This window comes from Candidatus Poriferisocius sp. (assembly GCF_965208355.1).
GTDB lineage: Bacteria > Actinomycetota > Acidimicrobiia > Acidimicrobiales > Bin134 > Poriferisocius.
On sequence record NZ_CBDBOM010000003.1, the window covers coordinates 1,045,671 to 1,072,048 of the forward strand.

Genomic DNA, 26,378 nt, shown 5'->3' on the forward strand with positions numbered 1-26,378 from the left:
CAAGGAGGACGCATGAAGGCGCTCGTCCTAAACGCACCCAACGACTTCGGGGTGAAGGAAGTGCCCGATCCGCAGCCCGGCCCGCTCGAAGTGCTGTGTCGAGTCGAACGTATCGGGATCTGCGGCACTGACGTCCATATGGTGCAGGGCCACTACGACCACTGGCCCGCCTACTATCCGTTCATCCCGGGCCATGAATGGTCGGGTCAGGTAATCGAACTCGGATCAGGGGCGGACGAATTCGGGTGGGCCGTGGGTGACCGGGTGGCTGGCTCGTCCCATGCCGGCTGTATGCACTGCCCCAAGTGCATCGAGGGTCGCTACAACCTCTGCCTCAACTACGGGCATTCGCAGGTGCATAGCCACTATGGCCACACGGTGCAGGGCGCCTACGCCGATTACGTCGTTCACTCGATCCGAAGCGTGTTCAAGCTGCCCGATGCCATGAGCTACGACCTGGGTGCGGTAACCGACCCAGCGTCTATCGGCTTGCATTGCGCTCACCGGGGAGGGGTCGAAACGGGACAGACCGTAGCGGTCGTCGGTGCGGGGCCAGTCGGCATTCTCGCCGCAGATGCGGCCAAGGCTCTGGGTGCGAGCAGCGTCATAGTTGCGGGACGCGGGGCGCGACTCGCAGTTGTGGATCATTTCGGGTTCGAGGCATTCGACACGTCCTCGCCTGATGGTCTCGACCGTTTCCGCGAGCTTGCACCGCATGGGGCTGACGTGGTCTTGGACGCAGCGGGTACCCCCGAGACAATTGCACTGTCTCTCTCGATGCTGGGCCGAGGGGGACGGTGCGCCGCAGTCGGGATTCCCATTGAAGACGTGTCGATCTCACTGGCTCCGCTCGTCCTCGACGAGCTGGAGCTGGTGGGAAGCCGTGCCGTAGCTGGTGAGATGCAGGCAACGCTTGACTTCATCGCCGACGGGCGGATTCGAGCCGGCGAGATCATCACCCACCGGTATCCGCTCGACGACTTCGGCAAAGCCCTCGAAGTGACCGATAGGCGGATCGACGGGGCGATGAAGGTCCTCATCGACAACAGCCTGGACTGAAAAACTGGCGTGCCCATCCGTACTCTTGACCCATGAGTCAGACGCCGGCGACGACCGACGATGTGGTGTGGCGGCCGCCACCAGATGCGTGGTCGGTCTCCCGCATGGGGCGGTTCGCTGAGCACTACCACCCCGCGGCTTTCGGCAACTACGAGGCCCTGTGGCGGTGGTCAGTAGAAGATCCCGCTGCCTTTTGGGCATCAATCTGGGACTATCTGGAAATCGGCGCACCGCGGGCGTCCAAGTCGGTCATTAGCAGCGACCCGATGCCCGACACAACGTGGTTCGACGGTGCGTCTCTCAACTACGCAGAGCATCTCCTGAGGGCAAACGGGCTGGGCGACAGCGACGTCGCCGTGGTCGGCCGGTCTCAGACCCGCCCTGACCGGGAGCTCACCTTGGGCGAGCTGCGCGAGGAGGTCCGCAGGACGGCGGCCGGCCTGAAACGCCTCGGTGTTGGTCCCGGTGATCGCGTCGTCGCATTGCTGCCGAACATTCCCGAGGCCTTGGTTGCCTTTCTTGCCACCGCGTCAATCGGTGCAATCTGGGCCTCGTGCCCGCCGGAGTTTGGAGCCCGCGGCATTCTCGATCGCTGGGGTCAGATCCAACCCAAGGTGCTTCTCGCCATCGACGGCTACCGATATGGGACCAAGGAGATAAGCATCGTGGGCGTCTTGGATCAGATTCGAGACGGCCTGCCATCTGTACAGCACACCGTATTGCTGCCGTATCTCGATTCGGCGGCCACTATTTCGGGAGATGCCCAGACGTGGTCCGATCTGACTGCCGCCACCACGGAGCCGTTGCGATTCGAGCCGGTCCCCTTCGCCCATCCTCTCTATGTCCTCTCCTCGTCGGGCACGACTGGACGGCCGAAGCAGATCGTCCACGGGCATGGAGGGATCCTGCTCGAACACGGCAAACAGCTGGCCCTGCACCACGACCTCGGGCCCGGAGACCGTTTCTTCTGGTTTTCGACAACGGGCTGGATGATGTGGAACTACCTGGTGTCGGGGCTGCTGACCGGCGCGTCGATTGTCATGTTCGACGGTGATCCCGCAGCGCCGAGCTTGGACACCCTGTGGTCGGTTGTCGATCAGACCGAAGTGACGTTCGCCGGATTCTCGGCTCCGTTCCTCATGACGTGCCGGGGGGCGGGTCTACGCCCCGCCGACACGCACGAGCTTCGCCGCTTACGGGGAATTGGCTCGACAGGGGCGCCGCTGCCCGATGCAGGCTTCCGCTGGATTGCTGAAGCCGTAGGCCCCTTGTCAGTTTCGAACATCAGCGGTGGGACCGATGTGTGCAGCGCGTTTGTGGGCGGAGCGCCGGTGCTGCCCGTGCGCTCGGGTGCCATTGCCTGCCGCCAGCTCGGTTGGCGAGTGGAGTCGTTCAATGTTGATGGCCGACCGCTGCGGGGAGCCGACGGGGAGCTCGTCATCACCGCCCCGGCGCCGTCAATGCCGGTGGGCTTCTGGGACGATGAGGATCGTCGGCGCTACCGGGCCTCCTATTTCGGTTCTTTCGACGGCGTTTGGTGCCATGGCGATTGGATCACCATCTTCGACGACGGCTCTTGCGTCATCAGTGGACGTTCGGACGCCACGCTGAATCGCGGCGGAGTGCGTCTCGGGACAGCGGACTTCTACGCGGTCATCGAAGAACACGACATGATCGACGACTCGCTCGTGGTGCATCTTGAGGACGACGACGGCGGGCTCGGCGATCTGTTGGCATTCGTAGTGTTGCGAGACGGCCAAGAGCTGACCGACGAACTCCTCCAGGGGCTGCGGGCGAGGCTGAGGACCGAACTCTCGCCTCGCCACGTTCCCGACGACATCCAGGCCGCGCCCGCCGTCCCGCGCACCATCTCAGGCAAGAAGCTCGAGGTCCCCGTAAAACGCATTTTGTTGGGCGCAGCCGCATCTCAAGTCGCGTCGGCGAGTGCCCTTCAGGATCCGAATTCGCTGCACTTCTTCGAGACGTTCGGTGAGCGTTGGCGGGGTGCTGACTCCGCTAAGGGCTAGGGCCACCTAGGGTGGCCTTGTGCATGTCCGCCTGGGCGCGCTATTGGTGGGAGCCGCCGTTCTTGCCGCGGCATGCGCGGGTGCCAACAATGCCGACCCGGACCCAGCTTCGCTCCCCACCGCAGCGGTCACACCTGGAGAAGACAGCGCCCAATCCACCGCGACTGCCGACGCAGCAGCGGACGTCCCAATCACTCCATCTCCTTCGCCTACCGCCGCGGTAGCGCTGGATCCCCGTGAGACCGGGGGGCTGAGGAACTTCCTGGGCTACCAATTCTCGCCCGCGCCCCAGGTGCCCACGGGTCCGCTGTCACCGGCAGCCACCGATCGACTCGACTCCATCTGGTCCAAATTGCGCACCGGCGGGTTGGACGGTGCCGAAGTGTCCCGGTTGGCGGAGTCGGGCGATGCCCGGCTGGCCTGGATCTTGTCCGACCTCATGAGGTTCGTTCGCCCCGGCGGCGACATCTCCAGCGGGGCAATCTCGGCCTTTGAATCCCTGACCGGCGCGGCGCTGGCCGACGATCCAGTGGCCCTCAGGAGCCCATGGCAATCGGTGACCGACCACCTGATTGCCTGGGATCTGCCCGCCTTCGACGGATACGCCGACTACAAGGGTCGGCTGTTCACCCTGATCGAGCCGGGCTGGCAGCCGTTCTTCGAAGATGCGGACGCCGACATCGACTGGCGCTTGGTGAGCTGGGGCGGAGTGCTGATTGACGACCGGGAATTCGGCGATCCCCAGCCGTGCCCGCAGGGCTGCATCCCGGCCCTCGACGACCCGGGAGTGACCGACGCCGAAGGAGGCTCCTGGTACCCCGATGACGGCATCGTATTCGCGGTGGTGATCGGCGACGACGCCCGGGCCTACCCCCGCCACATCATGGAAATCCACGAGATGGTCAACGACTCGCTCGGGGGGCGCCGCATTGGCATGCCGTACTGCACCCTGTGCGGCTCGGCGCAGGCCTACTTCACCGACGACGTGCCCGAAGGCGTCGAGATGCCCGTCTTGCGAACATCGGGTCTGCTGTCACGGTCGAACAAGGTGATGTACGACCTGGTCACCAAGTCGGTGTTCGACACCTTTACCGGGCGGGCATTGTCAGGACCCCTCCGCCAAGAGGAAATTGTGCTGCCGCAGGCCACGGTGGTCACCACCACCTGGGGTGACTGGAAAGCTGCGTATCCCGACACCACGATTGTGTCCCGGGGTGGCGGGATCGGCCGGGTGTATCCCTTAAACCCACTGGGGGGGCGCGACGACAATGGGCCCATCTTCCCGGTGGGCGACGTGGACGAACGCCTCGGCGTTCAAGATCAGGTGTTCGGCGTGGTGCTGGACGACGGCACTCCCGTGGCGTTCCCGGTTGAGGCTGCGATTGCCGCGCTGCGGGCTGGCGAGGTGGTGGAGTTGAGCGGCGTGGAGCTCCGCATAGACGGGGGCGGGGTGCGCGCCATCGATTCCGCTGGCGACGAAATTGCGGGTCACCAGGCGTTTTGGTTTGCCTGGAGCCAATTCATGGCCGACACCCTGCTGTGGGAGCCGTAGCGGCTATTGGCTTTCCCAGAGTTCGTCGCGGAGCTTGGTGCGCAGGACTTTGCCGGTGGGGTCGCGGTCGACGGTGGGGCGGATGATGTAGCGGCGGGGGCGCTTGTACCCGGCCAGGTGCTCAGTGCTGGCGGCGTCGATGGCCGCGGTTACGTCGTCAGGGGCAAACCCGTCAGCCACGGCCAAATACACCACCACCTGTTCGCCTCGGTCGGGGTCGGGCCCGCCCACCGCACAGGCATCGGCCACACCGTCGACGGCGAACACCACGTCCTCGATCTCTGCTGGGTAGATGTTGACTCCCGCGGCCACGATCACCTCTGAACTGCGGCCCGACAAATACAGATAGCCGTCCTCATCGAGGTAGCCAATGTCGCCTACGGAGAAGAACCCAGAGTCGTTGTAGGCGTCGTCTGTCTTGTCATCGGCGTTGATATAGCGGAAGTAGCGCCCCTCGGGGCGGCGAAAGTACACCGTGCCGGGTTCACGCGGGCCCAGAATCTCGCCGCTGTCGCCGACAATCTGGATGGCCAGCTCCCCGATGGGAGTCCCCACCGTGCCGGGCCGGGCCAGCCAGTCTGTGGAACTGCACATGGTCATCCCGCCCTCGGTGAAGCCGTAGTACTCGGTGAAGATCGGACCCCACCAGTCGATCATGCGCTGCTTCAGCGGCACCGGACAGGGCTCGCCGCCGTGGAGGACCGTGGCCAAGCGGGTGTGGTCCAGGTCGGCCTTGCGCTCATCGGGCAACGCCAGGAGCTGGCGGAACATGGTGGGGACCATGATGGTGGCAGTCACGCCGTCGTTGATCACGTCCACCGCTCGTTCCGTGTCCCACCGGGCCATGATCCGCATGGGGGCGCCGTTGGCTAGCGCGCCGAGGGCGAAGGCCAGGGGAGCGCCGTGAAAAAGCTGGGCCACCATGAGGTGCTTGCCGTCGCGGGGAAGTCCCAACCCCTGAGCGCCCAGCGAAGAGAACTCCCACCACTGCTCAAAGGTGGACTCCGAGTCCAGGGTGCGCTCGACACCCTTGGGGCGACCGGTGGTGCCCGAGGTGTAGGGAATCCGATAGCCGGTGCCCCCCGACGGGAACGGAGTTGGATCCTGGGCACCCACCCAAGCATCGAAATCGTCGCCAATCCACACCACGGGGCGGTCGCCTGCCGCGTCTCGGGCCGCGGGGGCGTCGGCAACCACCAAAGCTGAGCCCGCGTCGTCCAGAACGTAGGCGATCTCGGTGGCGGTCCAGTTGGTCTTGATCGGAGTCATCTTCAGCCCAGCCCGGAAGCAGGCCAGCATGACTTCCACAAATTCAGAGCGGTTGGAGCACACGAGCCCCACGTGGTCCCCCCGAGAGGCCCCCGCGGCCAAGAGTCCCCGGCCGATGGCGTGGGTCCGGCGGTCCAGTTCCGCCCATGTCAACCGGTGGGTGTCGTCCTCCAACGCCAGGTCATCCGGGTCCCGCCTGGCCAAATTCGCCAGCACCGAGGGTTCGCTCACCGCTGCGACACTACTGGTCCCGGCATTTCGTTTGGCGACTACTATTTCCTTTATCGCGGACTGGATTTCCGAGGCGTTCAGCGAGATGCCGGGGCCGGTGTGAGCGGCTCCTTGTCGCTGTTGGTTGCCGACCGTGTCGTCGACGCCGCGCTGGCCGCTGCGGCTGAGCACGGCTTCCCGCCGATGACGGTGGTGGTGCTCGACACGGGCGGGCACCCTTTGGTGGTCAAGCGCGACGAGCGTTCTGGGATCGGCCGGGTTGAGATCGCCATGGGCAAGGCCCACGGCTGCCTCGCCATGGGTTTCGGCGGCCGCGAGCTGGCCCGGCGGGCCGACGCCGTTCCGAAGTTCTTCACCTCAATTGGTCAGCTCCTGCCCCACGGGATCGTGCCCGTTGCCGGCGGAGCGCTGATCCGCGACGACAACGGAACGCTTCTGGGGTCCATAGGCATCAGCGGGGGAACGTCCGACGACGACGACATCTGTGCCATTGCCGGGGTCACCTCGGTGGGTCTCGTCGCCGACACAGGAGATCCGCAGTGATCGGACGGCACGGCGGGGGTGCCGTCCTTTTTGAGAACGTGCAGATCTTCGACGGCACCGGGGCCGAACGCTTCCCCGGTTCGGTGTTGGTGCGGGGCAATCGCATCGCGCGGGTAGTCGTCGGGAGCGAGGAGATCGACGCCCCCGAGGCCATGGTCGTCGACGGCCGCGGCGGAACCCTCATGCCCGGCATGGTCGAGGGGCACGCTCATCTCACCTGGCCGTCTTCGATCGAGAAGGTCATCAACGCCATGGCGCTTCCGATCGAGGAGCACATGCTCACCACCGCGGTGAACGCCCGTATCACCCTCGACGCGGGCTTCACCAGCGCCTACTCGGCCGGGTCGCTCGGCGAGCGCATGGAGGTGGCCCTTCGCGACCACATCGACGATGGCCGACTGCCGGGGCCGCGACTGCGCGCCTCGGCAATGGAAATGGATGTAGAAGGGATCATTGGCGTGCCCAAGGGGCACGATTCAACCCACGACCACAGTATTCCGGGTCTTCAGAAGTACGTACGCGACATGGCCGACCTCGGCGTCGACACCATGAAGTTTCTAATGTCCAGCGACGATGGATTCAGCCCCGGTGGCGCCAAAGTGCTCTTGTACTCCGAGGAAGAAGCCCAGGCCCTGGGCGTGGCGGCTCGCGAGGCAGGCATGTGGTTGGCCTGCCACGCTCAGGCTGCCGAGGCGGTAAAGCGGGCCGTGCGGGCCGGGTTTCGGTGCATCTACCACTGCACCCTCGCCGACGAGGAAGCGCTCGACATGCTTGAGGAGCATCGCGATGAGCTATTCGTGGCGCCGGCGCCGGGGCTGCTCTATACCCGCATCAACGAGGCCGAGGAATTCGGCATCGACCGCGCCACCGCCGAGCGGATGGGAGCAGTCGCTGGGCTCGAGGCCATGGAGCGGATCTACCCCGAGATGAAGCGCCGCGGCATCCGGGTTGTCCCGGGGGGCGACTACGGCTTCCCCTACAACCCCGTCGGCCGCAACGCGCGCGACCTCCAACACTTTGTCGACCTCCTCGGTTACACCCCGGTCGAAGTGCTGGTGGCGGTGACGAAGACGGCCGGCGAGATGGTCGGTTTCGATGTCGGCACCATCGAAGAGAGCCGATTAGCCGACTTGCTGCTCATAGACGGGGACCCGACTGGCGATGTCACAATCCTCCAAGACAGGGAACGAATCGTGGCCGTAATGCAAGATGGATCGTTCCACCGGGCGCCCCCCTGGCAGTCCCTCGAGGTATACAGCCACAGCCTCGCCCAATAGGTCAGGAAGGCTGGCCGCCAAGGCCGATTTGGCGGGCGATGATGTTGCGCTGGATCTCGCTGGAGCCAGCGCCGATGGTGCCGAGGCGGGCGTTGCGCCAGTGGAGCTGCATGTTGGAGTCGAGGGTGTAGCCGTAGCCGCCCATCACCTGCATGCCGGTGTAGCTGGCCCGCATCATGGCCTCGCTGATCCACAGCTTGGCCATTGACACCTCCAGCGAGCACGGCTCGCCCGCGGCGATGCGCCGGGCCAGGTCCCAGGTGAGGGTGCGGGCGATGTTCACGTCGACGGCCACGTCGGCCAGCATGTGCTGGATGGCCTGAAAGCGCCCTATGGCCTGGCCGAACTGCTCTCGGGTGTTGGCATAGTCGACAGCCTCCTCCAAAATGGCCTCCATCGGCCCCAAGTTGATGGGCAGCGAGGAGAACCGCTCCCGCTCCAGGTTGGCCTTGAGGTTGCGGTGGCCCTCACCCTCGGTGCCCAAGATGTTGGCGGCCGGCACCCGCACGTCGGTGTAGGTGACCATGTTGGTCCCGCTGGCCCGCTCGCCGATGGTCTCGATGGGGGTGATCTCGATGCCGGGGCTGGACAGGTCGACCACGAAGAAGGTGATGCCGTCCTGCTTCTTCGGCTCGTCGGAGGTGCGGGTGGCCAACAGCACGTAGTCGGCGTGGCGGGCGAAGGAGTTCCACATCTTGGTGCCGTTCACCACGTATTCGTCACCGTCGCGCACCGCCCGGCACTTCAGATTGAAGGCGTCCGATCCGGCGTCGGGCTCGCTGAGCGAGAAGCAGAACTTGAGGTGGCCGCTGGCGATGCCGGGCAGGTAGCGCTCCCGCTGCTCCTCGGTGCCGTAGATCTGCAACCCCCCCGACGCGTGGATGGCCGACCGGTACACCATGATGGCGAACGACATCATGGCCCGGCTCAGCTCGTGCAAGACAACGGCCACCTCCACGATGCCGCCGCCCTGGCCGCCGTATTGCTCGGGGATGCCCACCCCCATGAACCCGGCATCGGCAAACCGCTGGTAGGTGTCCAGCGGCGGCTCGCCCTTGATGTCCCACTCCCGGGCGAACCCGTCGGGCATCTCCTGGGCCGCGAAGGCCCGCACCGAATCCCGCAGCATCTCCTGTTCGGGGGTGAACTCCACGGGCGCCTCCCTTGGCCGGCGATGCTCAGTGGCCGCCGCGCAGCACGTCGACGGCGGTGACCCCTGAAGTATGCACGATAAGCGGGTTGATCTCGGCCTCCGTGCGGTGGCGGGCGGCGATGCATCCCAGTCGAACCAGCACCTCGGCCGCAGCGTCCCGATCCGCCTTGGGACTGCCCCGCACGCCGTTTAGCAGTGCCCCGGCTCTGGTGGCGTCCAACAGGGCGTGGGCCTCTTCGATGCTCAGCGGGGCAGGGGCAACGGCCACGTCGTCGACCAACTCGGCGAGCAACCCTCCGGGCCCGACTACCACTGATGGACCGACCTCGGGGTCCAGCCTGATGCCGACGATGAGCTCGACGCCGGGGTCGGCCATAGGCTGCACGGCCACCGCAGCGTCGACCATGCCCAGCTCCTGGCCGCGGGCCTCCAATTGGGCGGCGGCATCGGCGACATTGTCGGGATGCACGTTGAGATCCACCAGCCCGAGATCGGACTTGTGGTCGATGCCCTCACTCCTCAGCTTGACCGCGGCCGGGCGGTTGAGGTCGTAATCATCCGGGGAACAGCTCGGGGCCATGATGTCGGCGAGCAGATCGTCCAGCGTCTCGTCCGGCCATGAGGGAGGCTGCGGCTGCATGTGCTGTCTGGTTGTCCAGGCGTCCAGGCAGCGGAACAGCCGATCGGGAGAGTCGAATACCGGGATCCCGGCTTCGGTCAGCCTCGGGTAGTCCACCGGATGCCACCCCGGCGCGCTGTATACCGCCACCGGTGTTCCCCTGGCGGCCTGGGCCATGAGGGCATCGATTTGCTTGTTGATGATGACCTCTGGGCCGATCAGCATCCCATGGACCAAGAAGTCCAAGCCGGGGTCGTCGCCCATGGCATCTAGTGCAGCTGGCAGCAGGTCGTGGTCGACAACCGACTGGCCGGTGAGGTCCAGTGGATTGCGAGGCTCACCCAGCGTCATGCACTCGGCCAGCTTGGACTGGGCCGCCGCTCCCAGAGCAGGCACATCGAAGCCGTTGTCGCGGGCAGAATCAGCCAGGATTCCCGCCACCGCCCCCGAGGACGACAGCACTCCGGCGCGCCGCCCCCAACGGCTCCGGGCCGCGGGAAGCACAGCCAACTCGGCCAGGTCGTGGGCGAGAAGAACACCGTGGCGACGACAGCGGGCGGCAAAGGCCTCGTAGCTGCCCACCAAGGCACCGATGTGGCTGCGGGCCGCGTCAGCGCCCTCGGGCGAGCGGCCCGCCTTCAACACCAGCACCGGCTTTCCCGCGGCCCAGGCCGCGTCGGCTGCGTTGAAGAATTGGTCGGCATCGCGCAGCCCCTCGACATACACCAGGATCTGCTCGGTGCGGTCGTCTTGGGCCAGGAACCGGACGTAGTCGCTCACCTTGAGGTCGATGCCGTTTCCCACCGCGAATCCCACGGTGAGTCCATGGCCGTTTTGCTGGAGATGCTGGACCAGAGACGACACCAGGGCACCGCTCTGGGACACCACTCCAAGGTTCCCGGCGGGCAGCTCGTCGGCCATGGCGTAGGGAGGGAAACCGGCCGGGATCCGGTCCACGCAGTTGATCACGCCGTTGGTGTTGGGCCCGCACACCGCCATCGGGGTATCGGCCAAGAAGTCTTGCAGTTCAAGATCGAGCGGCGATCCGGCCCGGTCGCCCTCGCCGAACCCGCCGCTGAAGACGATGGCTGCCCGGCTCCCGAGCGCCTCGGCTTGGCGCAGGATGTCGATGGCCCCGGCCGCAGGCACCAGCACCAGCACCAATTCGGGTGGTTCAGGCAGCGATTCCAGGTCGGGGTAGCAAGGCCGTCCTTCCAGCGAGTCGTATCGGGGGTTCACCAGATACAGGTCGGCCGGCACATCGTGCTTGAGCAGGTTGTTCAGCGTCCACGAGCCCAGCTTGTTGCTCTCTATCGGGGTGGCCCCCACCAGCGCGATGGACCGGGGTCGCACCAGCGGGACGAGGTCTTTGAATGGCGGGCTCATCCGGTGATGGTCAGCCCGGCTTGGCCGGTGCGGACCACCATGAACTCCATGCCCTCAGGGCCCGCGGTGAAGCCGTATTCGACGTTGGCGGACAGCAGCAGAGTGTCGGGCGGCTCCACCACCACGCCGCTGTCCAGAGTGGCGCTGCCGGCCAACACCACCATCAGCTCGTCTTTGTCATGGCTGTGGGGCGGGATCACATATCCCGGTGCCAGGCGGATGGCGTGGGCGAAGAACGAGCCCCGATGCAGCCATGCCTTCTCCAAGCCGGTGTCGTCGGGGTCGGGGTTCTCGGCGGGCTGGAACCACTCCGCATCGCGATATCGGGAGAGGGCCATAGAGAGTTCCTACCATGGTAATGATGCATGTGGTCGTGGCCGGTGCCGGGGGAATCGGGGGTGCCATCGCCGGAGAGGTCGCCTTGGCTGGCGGCGAAGTGAGCGTGATCGACGCATGGGCCGACCACGTCGAGGCTATTCGGGCCGATGGGCTGTGCCTGGTGGGGCCGGGTCCGGCAGAAGGGCGGACGGCCCGACTGCCCGCGTGGCACACCAGCGAGAGTCAACAAGTGGCCCCCATCGATCTCTTGGTGCTGGCGGCCAAAGCATTCGACAATCAATGGCTGGCCCCCCTGTTGGCCCCCCAACTGGCGACGGATGCCACGGTCATCTCCGCTCAGAACGGGGTCAACGAGCCGCTGTTGTCCCAAATGCTGGGTCCGGAGCGGGTCATCGGCACGGTAGTGCTGTTTGCCGCGGCCGCGACCGGGCCAGGCCAGGTGAGGCTGGATTGGCTTCCCACGCTTCAGATCGGCGAACTCGACGGCACCCTTACCGATCGGTTGGACCAGGTGTCGTCGGCCCTAGGTCCGGGAATCGACGTGGCGTTGAGCGAAAACATCTGGGGGGCCATCTGGTCGAAGCTGGTGATGAACTGCATGAGCAACCCGGTCAACGCGACGCTCGGGGGCCAAGCCCGTGACTGCCGGGAGCAGCCCGGGCCTCGGCGGGTCAGCCTGGCTTGCGGGTCAGAGGCGGTGGCGATTGGTCAGGCCCGGGGTCACCACATCGAGCCGGTGAGCGGGATCGACGCCGAGCGCATTCTTGTCGGCGGTGCAGGCGGGCCCGGGGCAGACCAACTAGCCGCCGATTGGGAAGCCACCGCCGCCGAGTTGGGGGACGTCAAGGGGTCGATGCCCACCGACATCGAGCGGGGTCACAAGACCGAGATCGACTCGTTCAGCGGGTTCATCAGCCGAGAGGGGAAGAGGCTGGGCATTCCCACCCCGGCCAACGATGCGGTGTTCCACATGGTACGAGAGATCGAGGCTGGTGCTCGGTCGCCGGGCCCCCACAATCTGGACGAGCTTCTCCGCGTTTTGGGCTAGCGCCCTTGCCAGCGGGGAGGCCGCTTCTCAGCGAAGGCCCGGGGGCCCTCTTGGGCGTCATCGCTGGCATAGACCGGTTCGTAGATCTTGTCGGCCACTGCGGCTGCCTCGGCGGGGGAAAGGCCGGCGGTGGCCCGGATCATGGCCTTCCCGGCGCGGACGGTGAGCGGCGCGTTGGCCGTGATTGCCCTGGCTAGCTGGGCCGCGGCCGACTTCAGCTCGGCGGCGGGCACTATCCGGTTGACCAAGCCAAGTTCGTAGGCTCGCTGGGCCCCTATCGGCTCGGCGGTGCACAGCAGTTCTATGGCGACCCGGGGAGGGATCAACCAGCCCAGCTGGGAAGCCCACGGCGAGCCCCGGCCCACTCTGGCCTCGAAGATGCCGAAGCGGGCGTGATCGGCGGCCACGCACAGATCGCACTGCATGACCAGGTTGAAACCGAAGGCGTAGGCCACGCCGTTCACCGCAGCAATGACCGGCTTGGTAACCCTGCCTTCGGCCAAGCGGTCCCTGGTGAGGTGAGAGGGCAGTCCCCGCTCGGCTCGGGCGGCCATCTCCTTGAGGTCGGCGCCCGCCGAGAAGGCCGCTTCGCCCGCGCCGGTCAAAACGGCCACCGCGATGTCGTCGTCGGACTCCACCCGGTCCCAGGCGGCGGCCAAGCCTTCCGACACCGCCTGGTTGACGGCGTTGCGGGCCTCGGGACGGTTGATCGTCACCCAGGCCACGCCCTCGGCGACCTCGAACAGGACCGCCTTGGCGGCTGATTGGTCAGCCATTGCACACCGCCAAGGCCAGGTAGTGATCGTCAGCGTCGTCCAACAACTCCAGAGTCCAACCCCCCTCGGCCAGCAGCGGTCCGATGTGGTGTGGGTCGATGTTCATATCGTGGGCGTGGGCCCCTCGTTCCTGGTGGCGGGCGGCCAGCGCCCGGCGGCCGATGGGATGGAACACGCCCAGCCGAGCGTCGTTTCGAGCAACGCGGGCCATTTCCTGAAGAGTGCCCACCGGGTTTGGCAGGTGGGGGAGCAACCCGGCGGCCAAAATCCCCGCCACGCAGTCGTCCCGCACCGGAAGCCGTCCGACGTCGCCCAGCGCGCACACCGAAATGGACTTCCGCCCCAGGCGGGCCGATTCCAGAAGCATCGCCGGAGTGGCGTCGATGCCCAGGACGGCGCCTTGAGGGCCGACCGCAGCCCGCAGAGAGGACAGCGCTCGTCCCGAACCGCACCCGGCGTCGACGGCCACATCGCCGGGGGATAACCCAAGCTGGTCCACCGCCCACTTGAACAGGACATCGTCGTCCGGATGGCGATCCTCCCAGCCCGCCGCCCGGGAGGTGAAGAACTCCCTGGTTTCCGCCAAGTCTCGCGACAAACCCATAGAGCGACAGGCTATTGCTGGACCGATGCGATGAGAGCCGACAGTTCCGCAGCAGTGGCCGGGCCGGCCAAAGAGGCGCACACCGCGCCGTTGCGGTCGGCCAGCACCGCTAGGGGGACGGCGTCCACTGCATAGCGGCGGTGCAGGTCACCGTGGCGGCGGAACTCCACCTCTTGCACCGCCAGCGAATCCTGCGCCAGGCCTTGGGCCGCATTCACCACTGCGGCGCAGGTTGAGCAGGTCTTGGAAGTGAACACCGCTAACAGCCATTCGGCGTTGGGTTGAGCGAAGTCCCAGCGTTCCAGACTGGTGGGCACCGAGTATGTCGGCGCGGTCGGGGTTGAGGGGCGGAAGCGACGATAGAGCCAGGCCACTGCCAGCGCCCCGGCGATGACTCCAAGGGCAATCAGGGTGCGGGCCACGACTCCGGGGCGTCAGGCTCTTCCAATTCGGCCGTCGAGGCAACGGTGGTCGTAGCCGAGCCCCGCATCCCCCCTGTGCTCGGAGAGCTGAGTGCTGCGCCAATCACGTCCCGGGGATCTCCAATGGGGCCCTCATCGCCCAACTGCACCAGCCGGCCGACCTCATCTCCGGAGATGGTCTCGTGCTCCAGCAAGGCGCGAGCCACCAGGTCGAGGCCGTTGCGGTGCTTGGACAGCACCTCCCGACACCGGTTCTCCTGAGTTCGCAAAATCTCAGCCACTTCTTCGTCGATGACCCGGGCCGTTTCGTCGCTGTACTCCCGGTTGGTCATCATCTCGTCGCCCAAGAACACTTGTCCCGCGCTTCGCCAGGCCATCGGCCCGATGCGGTCGCTCATACCCCACTCCCGCACCATGCGCCGGGCGAATTCGGTGGCGCCGGCCAGATCATCGGCCGCACCGCTGGACGACACCCCGAACACCAACTCCTCGGCGATGCGCCCGCCCATACGCATGACCAGCATGTCGTCGAGGTAGTTACGCCGCAGGGTGTGGCGGTCTTCCTCGGGAAGCGTCATGGTCACCCCCAACGCCATACCCCGGGGGATGATGGTCACCTTGTGAAGCGGATCGGCGTGGGGCAAAACCGCCGCGCACACCGCATGGCCGGCCTCGTGGTAAGCGGTGATCTGCCGCTCTTCCTCGGACATGACCATCGACTCCCGCCGCTGTCCCATCAGTACCCGATCGCGAGCGTTTTCGAAGTGGATCATTCGAATCTGGTCAGAGTCGCTGCGAACCGCAAATAGAGCGGCTTCGTTGACCAGGTTGGCAAGGTCGGCACCGCTCATGCCCGGTGAACCCCGGGCTATCAGCGGCAAGTCGACATCGGCAGCGATCTTCTTGGACCGGACGTGGACGTTGAGGATCTGCAAGCGGTCGTCGGCCTCGGGCAGCGGGACCACCACCTGGCGGTCGAACCGTCCGGGACGCAGCAGCGCCGGGTCCAAGATGTCGGGCCGGTTGGTGGCCGCCATCATCACGATCCCCTCGGTGGCCTCGAAGCCGTCCATCTCGGCCAGCATCTGGTTGAGGGTCTGCTCCCGCTCGTCGTGGCCCCCGCCCAGGCCCGCGCCCCGCTTGCGGCCGATGGAGTCGATCTCGTCGATGAAGATGATGGCCCGCCCCATCTTCCGGGCCGACTGGAACAGATCCCGCACCCGGCTGGCGCCCACGCCGACGAACATCTCCATGAAGTCCGAGCCGGTGACCGACAGGAACGGCACTCCGGCCTCTCCGGCCACCGCTCGGGCGATGAGCGTCTTGCCGGTGCCCGGCGGACCCACCAGCAGCACGCCTTTGGGAATGCGGGCTCCGATCTGGGCGAACTTGTCGGGGTGCTTGAGGAAGTCGACGACCTCGACGATCTCCTTTTTGACCCCCTCGTAGCCGGCCACGTCTTCAAAGGTGGTTCCCGGTCGCTCGGTGGTGTAGGTCTTGGCCTTGGATCGCCCGATGGACATGATCCCGCTCATCTGTCCTTGAGCCCGGCGCTGGAACCACCAGAAGATCAAGACGATGAATGCGATCGGGATGAGCAGAGGAAGGAGACTGACCCAGAAGCTGGTCTTGGGCGTATGGAACTGGAACGTCGGGATGTTGGTCCGCAAGTCCGCTTCGACCTGTTCAGGCAGCGGGTTGGGTCCGGTTGTTTGGAACTTGGAACCGCCCGCGCTCTCCGTCCTCGTTCCTTTGATTTCGCCGGTGTTGTTGTTGTATTCAGCCTCTTCGATGTTGCCACTCGTGGCTGCTACGACGAATTCCCGGAAGGAGATCTCCTCGCCGTTGTCGTCGCCTCCAAACACGTTGGAGAACAACAAGGCGGCCAGCAATCCCAGCACCACGAACCACACCCAGCGGGGCATCCGGCCCTGCGTGGTGGGCTGCTGACCCGGCCCGCCCTCGGGATCTCGCCGCTCAGGCGGCGGGGGAGGCGGCGGCGGAGAGGAGGCCATCGGTCAATTCTACGAGTGGTTGGCGACAAAGTCACCATTACGCTGCGGTGCGGTGGCAGTAGCTGAGCGGACAAGAGCCCGGGAAATCCGCTGGGGTTTGCCCGATGTGTTCATCGGGGTGATTTTTTCCTGGGTGGCCGCGGTGGTGGTGTTCTTCGTTGTGCTGGCCGCAGTCGGCCTGGATACCGGGGGTGAGACCGGCACCGGGTCGTACGTGGGGCGATATGGGCTGAGCGACTCCATGAGCCAGGAGCGCAGCGACCCCGCGCTTCCCCTTTGGACCCTGCCGGTGGGCCAGATCGGACTGTGGGGCGGGTTCGCCCTGACCACGCTGGTGGCCGGCACCCTGCGAGGAACCGGGCTGCGGCGCGACTTCGGCTTGTCGACGAAGGCGTCGGACGTACCCGTGGGGCTCCTGGTGGGCGTATTTGCCCAGATCGCAGTGGTTTGGCTCATCTATGCCCCGTTCCAGCAGTTCTTCGACTTCGACGTTAGCGAGGCCGCCCGGGAGATAACCGATCGGGCCGCCACCGGCGGCGACATCGCCCTGGTGATGCTGGGGGTGGTGGTGGGAGCCCCGATCTTCGAAGAGCTGTTCTTCCGCGGTCTGGCTCTGAAGGCGTTCGAGCGGAAATGGGGGCCGGTTATGGGAGTGCTGGCTTCCTCAGTGCTGTTTGCCGCGGTGCACCTCCAACTCCTCCAATTCCCCGCGCTGATGGTCTTCGGGATCATTGCCGCCCTGCTGGTGAAGCGCTACAAGCGATTGGGACCGGCCATCTGGGCCCACATCGGCTTCAATCTGGTCGCGGTGATCAACCTCATCTGGCTGGCCTAACCGAGAATTGGCCTAACTTGAGACTGTGAGCGCGGGGATGCCAACAGGCGATTGAAGGGTTGGAGACTGTGAGCACACCGGGTGTTCTGTCGGGGGCGATCCAGCCCTACCCATGGGGGTCGCGGGAGGTCCTGCCCCAGATCATGGGGGTGCCGCCCACCGGAGAGCCCCAGGCCGAGCTGTGGCTGGGTGCCCATCCCCGAGCGCCGTCGGTGCTGCGGCGCAGCGGGACAAACCGGCCGCTCCACCAGGTGATCGCCGACGACCCGATTGGAGAGCTCGGACCAGACACCGCCCAAACCTTCGGCGGGGAACTGCCCTTTCTGCTGAAGATCCTGGCCGTGGACCAGCCGCTTTCTCTCCAGACCCACCCCACCCGCAGCCAAGCCCACGCGGGGTTCGATTCCGAAGAAGAGCAGGGCATCCCCCTGGACGCCGAGCATCGGTCGTATCGCGACCGAAATCACAAGCCGGAGCTGATCTGCGCGCTGGAGCCGTTCACCGCCCTGTGCGGGCTTCGAACGCCGGAAACCGCCGCGGAACTTCTCGACTCGCTGGAGGTTGCCGCTCTGGACCCGGCAATCAGCTTCTTGCAGGCAGGAGAGATTGCACCGGCGCTTCGATGGCTGCTGGAGCAACCGCCGGAATCCGGCACCGAGATCGCCCTCCAGGTGGCGGCGGCCTGTTCGAAGTCAGGCCCGTTTCCCGACGAGCGACATTGGGGGGTGAGGATCGGGGAGCAACACCCAGGAGACATCGGGGTGGCCGTCGCCCTGATGCTGAATCTGGTCCGCCTCGAACCGGGGCAGGCCCTCTTCCTGAGGGCTGGCAACCTGCACGTGTACCTGCGGGGGACGGTCGTGGAGATCATGGCCAATAGCGACAATGTGCTGAGGGGCGGCCTCACCGCAAAGAACGTTGACGTTCCGGCCCTGCTGGACGTAGTGGACTGCCGTCCCCATGATGTGCTCGTCCAGGCTCCCACCGGACCTTGCTTCACATTCGAGGCACCGGTTCCCGACTTCAGCCTCACCCGAGTTGAGTTGGCTGGCTCCCGGCGGTTCACGCCCTCGGGTCCGGAGATCGTGCTGTGCGCATCGGGGAGCGCAAGAGTGGCTGGCCACAAGATCTCCGGCGGCGGAGCAGTCTGGGTGCCAGCGGGTACAGGCGAATTTGAGATGGCCGGAACTGGACTCATGTTCCGGGCCGCTACCGGTGGCTAGAGGCGGATGGGGACAGCGCTAGGGATCGCGGCGTTGAGTGAGTAAGACTGTGGCCATGGCGCTGGATCCCCGACTGCTTGAGATTCTGGCCTGCCCCGACGACAAGGGGCCGCTGCTGTATTTCCCAGATGAGGACTCGCTTTACAATCCGCGCCTGCACCGCCGTTATGTGGTGGAAGACGACATCCCCAACATGCTCATCGACGAGGCTGAGACTGTGGATGAGGCCGAGCATGGGCGGCTAATGGCCAGAGCGGAGTCGGAGTCCATTCCGTTCACCTTTGCTCCGTGAGGAATGGGCGCTCCGTGAGCAAGCCAGAGTCCGGAGTGCAGCGGTGAGCGAGCGGGTGGACACGCTGGGCATGTGGCCGGCGGTCAATCGCCTGCCCGAGCAGATGCTGGACGCGCTGGAACGCTCCAATGACCTAGAAGGGCTGCCCGACCGGTCGGAGATCTCCAATGTGCTGGTGTTGGGCATGGGCCCGGGCGGGTTCGCGGGCGATTTGCTGGCGGTGACCGCGGGTCCGTTCATGCCCTTGCCCATCGTCGTAGTCAAGAGCTACCAACCGCCGTCGTATGTGGACGAGCAGACCCTGGTGTTCGCGCTCTCCGCCAGCGGCGACACGCCCGAGATCGTCCAGGCTGCGGCCCAGGCCGCTGAAGCCGGAGGTCGGCTTGTGGCGGTGACCGGCGGTGGCCAGCTGGCTCGGATGGCATCTGCCTGGAATGCACCGCTGGTAGAGGTAGATCCGATGCTGTATCCGCCCCGGGCCGGGCTGAGCGTGCTTACCGTCGCCCCGATGATCATCCTGGGGAAGATGGGCCTGTTCCCCGGCGCTGACCAGTGGGTGCGCCACGCAGTCCATCAGGTCCGCAGCCGACGGGACACCATGAGGGAAGCGGCGGCTGATTTGGCCCGTCGCCTATCCGGCACGGTACCGCTGATCTACGGAGGGGGCGGGCTCGGGACTGTGGCCGCCCGGCACTGGAAGAACATGATCAACACCAGTGCCAAGTCACCCGCCTTCAGCGCGGGAGTTCCCGATCTGCTGCACAACGAGATCGCGGGGTGGGGCCAGCACGGAGACTTGACCCGCCAGATCTTCAGTCTGGTGCTGCTGCGCCACGAGCATGAACATCCTGAGGTGATGCGGGGCTTCGACATCCTGGTCGACTTGATGGACGAGGTGGTGGGAGAAGTCCACCTCGTGGAGGCGGCCGGGGAGGGTCACGTGGCCCAGGTATTCGACCTCATGTATCAGGGGTCGGTCACCGCACTGGAGATGGCTGCCGCGGTAGGCCTCGACCCCGGGCCGGTACCGGCGATTGTGGCAGCCCGACAAGCACTGGCCGGTCGCACGACATGACCCCATTGAGGGTAAAACCGACTTCAGAAAGCGATAGTTGCAGTGGCTCTTGACCAAGACTTCAAAGTGGCTGACCTGGCTCAAGCCGAAACCGGGCGCAACGAGATCCGCCTGGCCGAGCACGAGATGCCCGGTCTGATGGCGCTGAGAGCTCAGCACTTCGACGCTCAGCCCTTGGCCGGGGCCCGCATCACCGGTTCGCTCCACATGACCGTGCAGACCGCAGTGTTGATTGAGACCCTGACCGCGCTGGGTGCTGAGGTGCGCTGGGCGTCGTGCAACATCTTCTCCACTCAGGATCCGGCTGCGGCTGCGGTGGCTGTCGGCCCTGCGGGAACCCCCGACAACCCCCAAGGGGTGCCGGTGTACGCCTGGAAGGGGGAGACCCTGGAGGAGTACTGGTGGTGTACCGAGCGGGTGCTGCGCTGGCCTAACGGCGGGGGGCCGAATCTGATCCTCGACGACGGCGGCGACGCCACCCTGTTGGTGCACATGGGCGCCGATGCCGAGGCGGCGGGAACCGCCGGCGATCCCGATGAGGCCGACTCCGAGGATTTGGCCGAGATCCGCCGCCTGCTGGGCCGCACGCTGGCCGATGATCCCGGGCTGTGGACCGCCATCGCCAAGGGGGTCCGGGGCGTGTCGGAGGAGACCACCACCGGCGTCCACCGGCTTTATCGGATGAAAGCCGACGGCACGCTGCGGTTCCCAGCCATCGACGTGAACAACTCGGTGACCAAGTCGAAATTCGACAACCTATATGGCTGTCGGCACTCGCTGATCGACGGCATCAATCGGGGCACCGACATGATGATCGGCGGCAAGACGGCCGTGATATGCGGCTACGGCGACGTGGGCAAGGGTTGCGCCCAATCGCTGCGGGGCCAGGGCGCCCGAGTTGTGGTCACCGAAGTGGACCCCATCTGCGCCCTGCAAGCGGCCATGGAGGGCTTCGAGGTTCAGCGGCTCGAGGATGTGCTGGAAACAGCCGACCTGTTCATCACCGCCACCGGCTGCAAGGACGTGATAAGCGCCGAGCACTTGGGGCGCATGAAGCATCAGGCAGTGGTGGGCAACATCGGCCACTTCGACAACGAGATCGACATGGCCGGGCTCAATGCGCTTTCCGACGTTCAGCGCGTCAACATCAAGCCCCAAGTGGACGAGTACGTATTTCCCGACGGCCACTCGGTCATCATCTTGTCGGAGGGCCGGCTGCTGAACTTGGGCAACGCCACCGGCCACCCCAGCTTTGTGATGTCATGCAGTTTCACCAACCAGGTGTTGGCTCAATTGGAGTTGCATGCCAACGCCGAGACCTACGGCACCGACGTGGCCACGCTGCCCAAAGATCTCGATGAAATGGTGGCCCGTCTGCACCTGGATGCCCTCGGAGCGCGCCTCACCACCTTGACCCCAGCTCAGGCCGACTACATGGGTGTCTCGGCCGAAGGACCCTTCAAAGCCGACCACTACCGCTACTGATCTGCCTGGGTGGAGCGGCCCGCGAGGGCAGGTCAATCTGTCACCGGTCGCTTCTAGTGTCCAGCCATGTTGTTTTCGCAATTGTGCGCGGGATGTGGGGGACCGGGGCCGTCGCCATGTCGGCGGTGTACGGCGGATATGCGCGCCGTGGGGGAGATGGCCGCTCTCGAGCCGCTGTCAGGGCTCTGGGCGGTTTTCGCCTACGCGGGCGCGGGCCGGGAGTTGCTCGCCCGACTCAAGTACCGCAATCAGCGGTCGTGCGTGCGGTGGCTGGCGTCGGCCATGGCCACGACCCTGCCTTCGGGCCTGGCCGTCGACGCGGTGACATGGGCGCCGACGTCTGCGAAGCGGCGGCGTCAACGGGGGTTTGACCAGGCCGAGCTGCTGGCTCGGGCGTTGAGCCGCCAGACGGGGGTGCCCGTCGTCAGGTTGTTGAGGCGCGTAGACGAGGCGGGCCAGACCGGTCGGAACCGCAGCCAGCGGTTTCGCGCTCCCGTCTTCGCTGTCCGCGGGGCCTCGCCGTCGGCGGTCCTGGTGGTGGACGACGTGATCACCACCGGAGCGACCCTTCAGTCTGCGGCCAAGTCGCTCATCGGAGCAGGTGCGGAGCGGGTGGAGGCGGTGGTAGCCGGGGCCACGCCATTGCCCTACACCACGCCCTCCGCGCGGCAACCTTCTGGTGTGGCTACCATGAGAGCCCACAACAGAAGCCCAGCCGAAAGGGAGCCGCCATGGATGTGACCATCAGCAGCAGCGGGATGCAGGTGTCGCAGAGACTGGGGGAGGCCACCCGAACAAAGGTGGGCAAGCTGAACCGCTATCTGTCGGGCATCGATCACGCCACAGTCCGGTTCAGCGAGGAGAAGAACCCCCGAATCCCCGAGCCCGACATCTGCGAGGTCACCCTGGAGGGCCACGGCTATCACATCCGCAGCCGGGTCAACGGTCCGACGCCGTTTGCGGCATTGGACCGGGCCATCGCCAAACTGGAGCGCCAGCTCCGCCGCACCAAGACCCGCCGCATCGACCGCCAGCACCACTCCCGGGAGCGCCGGGCCAGCTAGTTCAGGTCCCAACGTCGAGGTACTCCTAGACGCGCCCGCAAGGGCGCTCACCGGGGCGCGGCGCGTGGTCTCCGCTATCGGGATGCGGGGGGCGCAGCGGTAGAGTGGGCGCAGCATGAGTGTGTTTCAGAAGATCCTGAACACCGGTGAGGGCAAGAAGCTCAAGGCGCTGGAAAGCCTGGTGCCCGACATCAACGCGCTCGAGCCCGAGACCAAAGCGCTGTCCGACGAGGCGCTGAGGGCCCGCACCGGGGAGTTTCGCCAGCGACTGGAGAACGGCGAGGATCTGCACGACCTGCTCATCGAGGCCTTTGCCGTTGTGCGGGAGGCGGCTTGGCGGGTCATCGGCCAGCGCCACTACGACGTGCAGCTGATGGGGGGCGCAGCCCTGCACTTCGGCTGGGTGGCCGAGATGCGAACCGGCGAGGGAAAGACCCTGGTGTCCACGCTTCCGGTGTATTTGAACGGCTTGGCCGGCAGGGGTGTCCACGTGGTCACCGTGAACGACTATCTGGCCGCTCGCGACGCCGACTGGATGGGGGCCATTCACCGGTGGTTGGGCCTCTCCGTCGGGCTGGTGGTCCCCGGCGAGCGGGGTTCGGAATTCAAGCGCGAGCAATACGGCTGCGACATCACTTACGGCACCAACAACGAGATGGGCTTCGACTACCTGCGGGACAACATGGCGATGTCGGCCGATCGCCGGGTCCAGCGGGGCCACAACTACTGCATCGTGGACGAGATCGACTCCATCCTCATTGACGAAGCCCGCACCCCTCTCATCATCAGCGGGCGCCTGGCCGACGCCGCCAAGACGTACTACAAGTTCGCCAGCGTCGTGCGGGGTTTGAAGCGCGACGTCCACTACGACGTGGACGAGGAGAAGCGCATCGTGGCTCCCACCGAGGAAGGGGTCCACGCGGTGGAGCGGGCGCTGGGGGTGGAGAACCTCTACGACTCGGTCAGCGCCAACTTGGTCCATCAGCTCCAGGCCGCATTGCGGGCCAAGGAGCTGTATCACCGGGACAAGGACTACATAATCCAGCGGGGCGAGGTGAAGATCGTCGACGAGTTCACCGGCCGGGTGTTGGAAGGCCGCCGCTGGTCGGAGGGACTGCACCAGGCGGTGGAGGCCAAAGAAGGGGTGAAGATCAAAGAGGAGAACCAGACGCTGGCCACCATCACCCTCCAGAATTACTTCCGGCTCTACGAAAAGCTGGCCGGCATGACCGGAACCGCGGTGAGCGAGGCCAACGAGCTGTTCGGCACCTACGGCCTCCATGTGGTGCCGATTCCCACCAATCTGCCTGTGGTCCGGGCCGACGAGGGCGACCTCATCTACAAGAGCGAGGACGGCAAGTTCAACGCCCTGGTGGAGGATCTGGTGGAGCGCTATGAGCGGGGACAGCCGGTGCTGGTGGGCACCGTCTCGGTGGAGAACTCCGAGAAGTTGGCCGATGTGCTCAACAAGCGGGGCATCTCCCATGAGGTGCTTAACGCCAAACAGCACTTCCGGGAGGCCGAGATCGTGGCCCAGGCCGGTCGCCTGCACGCCATCACCGTGGCCACAAACATGGCTGGACGAGGCGTGGACATCGTGCTGGGGGGCAACCCCGAGGCCATGGCTCGCCGCGACGCAGTAGCCGAGGGCCTCGACCCCGCCAGCGAGCAGGGCCAGGCCCGAGCCGCCGAGCTGCTGGAGAAGTACGAGGCCGAATGCGGCGCCGAGGGCGAGAAGGTGCGCGAGCTGGGGGGCCTCTATGTGCTGGGCACCGAGCGCCACGACAGCCGCCGCATTGACAACCAGCTCCGAGGCCGCTCCGGCCGCCAGGGCGACCCCGGCGAGAGCCGGTTCTACCTATCCCTGGAAGACGACTTGATGCGGATCTTCGCTACCGGGGCCATGAACTGGGTGATGGACAAGGCCCTGCCCGAGGACGTGCCCATCGAGGCCAAGATGGTAACCAAGGCCATCGAGCGGGCTCAGGGCACGGTGGAGCAGAAGAACGCCGAGGCCCGCAAGAACGTGCTCAAGTACGACGAGGTGCTAAACGAGCAGCGCAAGGTGATCTACAAGCGGCGGGCCCAGATCCTGTCGGGCAGCGACCTGCGGGCCGAGGCTCTGGAGCACCTGGGCGAAGCGGTCGACTCTGTGATCACCGGGCACTGCACGTCGGAGGATCCCGCCGATTGGGACCTGGAGCAGCTCGAAACCGAGATTCGGGTGTTGTGGCCTACCCAGATCAGCTCTGACCAGATGAGCGAGGCCACCTCCACCGACGAGCTCTACGACGCGCTGGTGGGCGAGGCGGTGGCCCACTACGAGCAGCGCGAAGAGCAGGTCGGAGAGGAGGCCATGAGGGAGGTGGAGCGCCAGATCATGCTGCGCATCATCGACCAGCGCTGGCGCGAGCACCTCTATGAGATGGACTACCTCAAAGAGGGCATCAACCTGCGTGCCCTCGGACAGAAAGACCCACTGACCGAATGGCAGCGGGAGGGGTTCGAGATGTTCGGCCAGATGATGGCCGGCGTGGCCCGGGACTTCGTCACCTACATCATGCATGTGGAGATCAACGTGGAGTCTCCCGCCGGCGCCGAAGATGCCGGCGCCAGCAACCTCACTGAGTCGGGCCCGGCCGACCCGTCCACTCAGCCGTCTCTGGCCCGGGCCGGAGCTCAGGCGGCCTTGGCTAGTACTTCGGCCGCCCCCACGGTGGTGGAGGAGTCGGCGCCGAAGTCGAGGACGCCGGTTGTGAAGTCAGAATTCGACAAAACCCCTCGCAACGCCCCCTGTCCGTGCGGATCAGGCCGCAAGTTCAAGCAGTGCTGCGGGCGTTGACTGCCTGCTCTCGGAACATTCCGTGCCTGACTTCACCGGCGACCTCGCCCTGCTCCGATCCAAACTGGATGAAGCCCGGCTGTACCTGCACATCGACGACCTGAATGCGCGCCGCCCCCAGTTAGAGGAGGCCGCGGCTGCCCCCGGCCTGTGGGACGACCCCGACCAGGCCCGCAAAGTAACCAGGGAGCTGTCCGAGTTGATGGAGGACTTGGAGCTGTTCGCCGGTTTGGAGGCCGCGCTCGACGACGCCGATACCTTGCACCAGTTGGCAGTGGAGGAGGACGACGAATCGCAGACTCCGGAGATTGCCCAGATGCTGGAATCGCTGGCGGCCAAGGTGGACGACTTGGAGCTGCGGTCGCTGTTGGGCGGTGAGCACGACGACTCCGATGCGGTATGCGAGCTCCACAGCGGCGCGGGCGGCACCGACGCGCAGGACTGGGCCGAGATGCTGCTGGCGATGTACCAGGGATGGGCCGAGCGCCGCGGCTTTGAATTCAAGGTGGACTCGGTGTCGGAAGGACAGGGCGCGGGCATCTCCTCGGCCGACTTCACCATCTCAGGGCGCAACGTATACGGCCTGTTGCAATCGGAGCGGGGGGTGCATCGCCTGGTCCGAATTTCCCCGTTCGACTCTGACGCCCGCCGCCACACCGCGTTCGCCCAGTTCAAAGTGGTGCCATTCTTCGACGAGGTGTCCGACGAGGTGGACATCGAGGACAAAGACCTGCGGATCGACACCTTCCGGTCGTCGGGGGCCGGTGGCCAGCACGTGAACGTGACCGACTCGGCGGTGCGGATAACCCATCTGCCCACCGGCGTCGTTGTGTCGTGTCAGAATGAGCGCAGCCAGCACCAGAACAAAGACCGCGCCATGCAAATTCTGGCCGCTCGCCTGGCTGATCTGAAGCGGGCCGAGAGGGAAGCCGAGATCGCCGGGTTGGCCGGCGACTACCAGAAGGCGGAGTGGGGCAGCCAGATCCGCTCCTATGTTCTGCATCCCTACCAGCAGGTCAAAGACGACCGCACCGGTGTGACCATCGGCAATGTGGAGGGGGTGCTGGCGGGGGACCTCGACGAGCTGATCGAGGCCTATCTGCGGTGGAGGCGCATGTCTTGATCGCGGCCAGGCCCAGCCCGGAGGGTGCGCAATCGTTGCATGGTGACGGTGGTAGCGTTGGTCGAGCTTTCTGGGCCAACAATGGGGGGTTCGTGCCCGGATCGCAGTTCGGAGTTCAC

23 protein-coding genes and 2 pseudogenes are annotated in these 26,378 nt (G+C 65.8%); 16 read left to right on the top strand and 9 right to left on the bottom strand.

Going from position 1 to position 26,378, the window contains the following annotated elements; genetic code table 11:
• The first annotated feature begins 12 nt into the window (after positions 1-12).
• Genes ACOGXH_RS06120 through ACOGXH_RS06130 form a run of 3 tightly spaced genes read left to right on the top strand, consistent with a single transcriptional unit; the run spans position 13 to position 4,638 of the window.
• Entirely contained in the window at positions 13-1,059 is a 1,047-nt protein-coding gene (locus ACOGXH_RS06120; RefSeq protein WP_419928223.1) for a zinc-dependent alcohol dehydrogenase, read from the top strand.
• Between the two features lie 32 nt (positions 1,060-1,091).
• Positions 1,092-3,086 carry an acetoacetate--CoA ligase gene (locus tag ACOGXH_RS06125; protein WP_419928224.1) on the top strand — a complete coding sequence of 665 codons (1,995 nt, stop codon included), beginning with the start codon at positions 1,092-1,094 and terminating at the stop codon, positions 3,084-3,086.
• Between the two features lie 19 nt (positions 3,087-3,105).
• Entirely contained in the window at positions 3,106-4,638 is a 1,533-nt protein-coding gene (locus ACOGXH_RS06130) for a DUF3179 domain-containing (seleno)protein (RefSeq protein WP_419928225.1), read from the top strand.
• A 3-nt stretch (positions 4,639-4,641) separates the two neighbouring features.
• Here the strand turns inward: ACOGXH_RS06130 and ACOGXH_RS06135 are convergent, their stop codons facing one another.
• A complete protein-coding gene (locus ACOGXH_RS06135) occupies positions 4,642-6,138 on the bottom strand; it encodes an AMP-binding protein (RefSeq protein ID WP_419928226.1) in 1,497 nt (498 codons plus the stop codon).
• Between the two features lie 99 nt (positions 6,139-6,237).
• On the opposite strand from ACOGXH_RS06135, the gene ACOGXH_RS06140 reads away from it, so the two are divergent.
• Positions 6,238-6,681 carry a GlcG/HbpS family heme-binding protein gene (locus ACOGXH_RS06140; protein ID WP_419928227.1) on the top strand — a complete coding sequence of 148 codons (444 nt, stop codon included), beginning with the start codon at positions 6,238-6,240 and terminating at the stop codon, positions 6,679-6,681.
• On the top strand, positions 6,678-7,958 hold the full coding sequence (locus tag ACOGXH_RS06145; protein ID WP_419928228.1) for an amidohydrolase family protein: 1,281 nt from the start codon (positions 6,678-6,680) through the stop codon (positions 7,956-7,958). Before ACOGXH_RS06140 ends, ACOGXH_RS06145 begins: the two co-directional genes overlap by 4 nt.
• A gap of 1 nt (position 7,959) precedes the next feature.
• On the opposite strand, the gene ACOGXH_RS06150 is transcribed toward ACOGXH_RS06145, so the two are convergent.
• Both ACOGXH_RS06150 and ACOGXH_RS06155 read right to left on the bottom strand, forming a co-directional pair.
• Positions 7,960-9,111: an acyl-CoA dehydrogenase family protein gene (locus ACOGXH_RS06150; protein WP_419928229.1), complete on the bottom strand. Its 1,152-nt coding sequence runs from the start codon at positions 9,109-9,111 to the stop codon at positions 7,960-7,962.
• A gap of 25 nt (positions 9,112-9,136) precedes the next feature.
• Complete coding sequence (locus ACOGXH_RS06155; protein WP_419930335.1) at positions 9,137-10,651, bottom strand: acetate--CoA ligase family protein; 1,515 nt, start codon at positions 10,649-10,651, stop codon at positions 9,137-9,139.
• On the opposite strand from ACOGXH_RS06155, the pseudogene ACOGXH_RS06160 reads away from it, so the two are divergent.
• Positions 10,607-10,699, top strand: a pseudogene (locus tag ACOGXH_RS06160) (hypothetical protein); the annotation flags it as partial. The gene ACOGXH_RS06155 and the pseudogene ACOGXH_RS06160 overlap by 45 nt on opposite strands.
• Positions 10,700-10,705: 6 nt before the next feature.
• On the opposite strand, the pseudogene ACOGXH_RS06165 reads toward ACOGXH_RS06160, so the two are convergent.
• Both ACOGXH_RS06165 and ACOGXH_RS06170 read right to left on the bottom strand, forming a co-directional pair.
• Positions 10,706-11,116 (bottom strand): annotated as a pseudogene (locus ACOGXH_RS06165) (CoA-binding protein); the annotation flags it as partial.
• A complete protein-coding gene (locus tag ACOGXH_RS06170; protein WP_419928230.1) occupies positions 11,113-11,454 on the bottom strand; it encodes a cupin domain-containing protein in 342 nt (113 codons plus the stop codon). The pseudogene ACOGXH_RS06165 and the gene ACOGXH_RS06170, both read right to left, overlap by 4 nt.
• A gap of 14 nt (positions 11,455-11,468) precedes the next feature.
• Here ACOGXH_RS06170 and ACOGXH_RS06175 point away from each other — a divergent pair, with 14 nt between their 5' ends.
• Positions 11,469-12,503, top strand: coding sequence for a ketopantoate reductase family protein (locus tag ACOGXH_RS06175; protein WP_419928231.1), 1,035 nt, complete (start codon positions 11,469-11,471; stop codon positions 12,501-12,503).
• Here the strand turns inward: ACOGXH_RS06175 and ACOGXH_RS06180 are convergent.
• From ACOGXH_RS06180 to ftsH, 4 genes are read right to left on the bottom strand one after another with little or no spacing between them, the layout of a single operon-like run.
• Positions 12,500-13,279, bottom strand: a complete 780-nt coding sequence (locus ACOGXH_RS06180; RefSeq protein WP_419928232.1) for an enoyl-CoA hydratase-related protein — start codon at positions 13,277-13,279, stop codon at positions 12,500-12,502. The genes ACOGXH_RS06175 and ACOGXH_RS06180 overlap by 4 nt on opposite strands.
• Positions 13,272-13,883: a class I SAM-dependent methyltransferase gene (locus tag ACOGXH_RS06185; RefSeq protein ID WP_419928233.1), complete on the bottom strand. Its 612-nt coding sequence runs from the start codon at positions 13,881-13,883 to the stop codon at positions 13,272-13,274. Before ACOGXH_RS06185 ends, ACOGXH_RS06180 begins: the two co-directional genes overlap by 8 nt.
• 11 nt (positions 13,884-13,894) lie before the next feature.
• Positions 13,895-14,305 (bottom strand): hypothetical protein, encoded by a 411-nt coding sequence (locus ACOGXH_RS06190; RefSeq protein ID WP_419928234.1) that lies wholly within the window; start codon positions 14,303-14,305, stop codon positions 13,895-13,897.
• The gene (gene ftsH, locus ACOGXH_RS06195; RefSeq protein ID WP_419928235.1) at positions 14,290-16,320 is read right to left on the bottom strand and encodes an ATP-dependent zinc metalloprotease FtsH; all 2,031 of its coding nucleotides are present in this window, start codon (positions 16,318-16,320) and stop codon (positions 14,290-14,292) included. Before ftsH ends, ACOGXH_RS06190 begins: the two co-directional genes overlap by 16 nt.
• Before the next feature lie 52 nt (positions 16,321-16,372).
• Here ftsH and ACOGXH_RS06200 point away from each other — a divergent pair, with 52 nt between their 5' ends.
• From ACOGXH_RS06200 to prfB, 9 genes are all read left to right on the top strand, one after another.
• On the top strand, positions 16,373-17,155 hold the full coding sequence (locus tag ACOGXH_RS06200) for a CPBP family intramembrane glutamic endopeptidase (RefSeq protein ID WP_419928236.1): 783 nt from the start codon (positions 16,373-16,375) through the stop codon (positions 17,153-17,155).
• A 68-nt stretch (positions 17,156-17,223) separates the two neighbouring features.
• A complete protein-coding gene (manA, locus tag ACOGXH_RS06205; protein ID WP_419928237.1) occupies positions 17,224-18,378 on the top strand; it encodes a mannose-6-phosphate isomerase, class I in 1,155 nt (384 codons plus the stop codon).
• 37 nt (positions 18,379-18,415) lie between these two features.
• Positions 18,416-18,670, top strand: a complete 255-nt coding sequence (locus ACOGXH_RS06210) for a Trm112 family protein (RefSeq protein WP_419928238.1) — start codon at positions 18,416-18,418, stop codon at positions 18,668-18,670.
• 43 nt (positions 18,671-18,713) lie between these two features.
• Entirely contained in the window at positions 18,714-19,745 is a 1,032-nt protein-coding gene (locus ACOGXH_RS06215; RefSeq protein ID WP_419928239.1) for an SIS domain-containing protein, read from the top strand.
• A 33-nt stretch (positions 19,746-19,778) separates the two neighbouring features.
• Positions 19,779-21,230, top strand: a complete 1,452-nt coding sequence (gene ahcY / locus ACOGXH_RS06220) for an adenosylhomocysteinase (RefSeq protein ID WP_419930336.1) — start codon at positions 19,779-19,781, stop codon at positions 21,228-21,230.
• Positions 21,231-21,386: 156 nt separating this feature from the next.
• On the top strand, positions 21,387-21,971 hold the full coding sequence (locus ACOGXH_RS06225) for a ComF family protein (RefSeq protein ID WP_419928240.1): 585 nt from the start codon (positions 21,387-21,389) through the stop codon (positions 21,969-21,971).
• Positions 21,962-22,294 (top strand): ribosome hibernation-promoting factor, HPF/YfiA family, encoded by a 333-nt coding sequence (gene hpf, locus ACOGXH_RS06230; protein ID WP_419928241.1) that lies wholly within the window; start codon positions 21,962-21,964, stop codon positions 22,292-22,294. The genes ACOGXH_RS06225 and hpf overlap by 10 nt, the downstream gene beginning before the upstream one ends.
• 115 nt (positions 22,295-22,409) lie before the next feature.
• A complete protein-coding gene (secA, locus tag ACOGXH_RS06235; RefSeq protein ID WP_419928242.1) occupies positions 22,410-25,136 on the top strand; it encodes a preprotein translocase subunit SecA in 2,727 nt (908 codons plus the stop codon).
• A gap of 22 nt (positions 25,137-25,158) precedes the next feature.
• Positions 25,159-26,259, top strand: a complete 1,101-nt coding sequence (prfB, locus tag ACOGXH_RS06240) for a peptide chain release factor 2 (RefSeq protein WP_419928243.1) — start codon at positions 25,159-25,161, stop codon at positions 26,257-26,259.
• The last annotated feature ends 119 nt before the right edge of the window (positions 26,260-26,378 follow it).